Origin of the sequence: Sphingobium lactosutens DS20, assembly GCF_000445105.1 — a bacterium.
Classification (GTDB): Bacteria; Pseudomonadota; Alphaproteobacteria; order Sphingomonadales; family Sphingomonadaceae; genus Sphingobium; species Sphingobium lactosutens.
In genome coordinates this window covers 1-1003 of the sequence record NZ_ATDP01000008.1, presented here as the reverse complement: position 1 = coordinate 1003, position 1003 = coordinate 1, and the positions used below count along the sequence as shown (strand labels likewise).

1 protein-coding gene is annotated in these 1003 nt (G+C 65.7%); it reads left to right on the top strand.

Annotated features, from left to right (window positions below; genetic code table 11):
- Positions 1-957, top strand: a 957-nt coding sequence (locus tag RLDS_RS29275; protein WP_021224246.1) for an ABC transporter ATP-binding protein, incomplete at its 5' end; no start/stop codon positions are given.
- Positions 958-1003 lie beyond the last annotated feature (46 nt).

Here is a 1003-nt window from a genome sequence, read left to right as displayed (position 1 = left end):
GTCCGCGTGGTGCTGCGCGCCGATGCGGGAACCGAGCAAATTAGCGCGCTCGCCGATCGGGTCGGCGCACAACTGAAAGCGGTGCCTGCCCGCTTCGAGGATGCTTTCATTGATCTTCTGGGCGGCGGTCCGGGCGGCACATCGGCGCTTGCCGAAGGGATGCCGCCGGTCGAACTGGCTTCAGACGTTGCCGTCTCCTGCCGCGATCTGACCAAGCGTTTCGGCGATTTCACCGCCACCGACATGGTGAGCTTCGAGGTCCGCAAGGGCGAGATATTCGGTCTGCTCGGGCCGAACGGCGCCGGCAAATCGACCACCTTCAAGATGCTGTGCGGCCTGCTCAAACCCACCAGCGGCGAAGCGCAGGTGGTGGGGCTGGACCTGCGCCGGGCGACCGGTGCTGCCAAAGGCCAGCTTGGCTATATGGCGCAGAAATTCTCGCTCTATGGTTTGCTGTCCGTGCGGCAGAACCTGGAGTTCTCCGCGGGCGTCTATGGCCTGAAAGGCGCCGCGCGGCAGGCGCGGATCGACGAGATGATCGACATCTTCGGGCTGCAACCCTGGCTGTCGGCGGCGCCGGAGTCCCTGCCGCTCGGGGTCAGGCAACGTCTGGCGCTGGCCTGCGCGGTGATGCACCGCCCGCCCGTGCTGTTCCTGGATGAACCGACTTCGGGCGTCGATCCCATCACGCGCCGCGAATTCTGGACCCATATCAACGGCCTTGCCCGCAAGGGGGTGACGGTGATGGTCACCACCCATTTCATGGACGAGGCGGAATATTGCGACCGGGTGGCGATGCTCTATCGCGCCCGGCTGATCGCGCTCGACACGCCGGACGCCCTCAAACGCAGCGCGGTAAGCGATCTCCGTCCGGACCCGACCATGGAAGACGCCTTCATTCATCTGGTCGAAGCCGAGGACCGCGCTGACGAAGCCCGCAGCGGAGTTGCCGCATGAACGGCGCGGGCGGATCGCGAACGGACCTTCAAGCCATGCGCCGCTT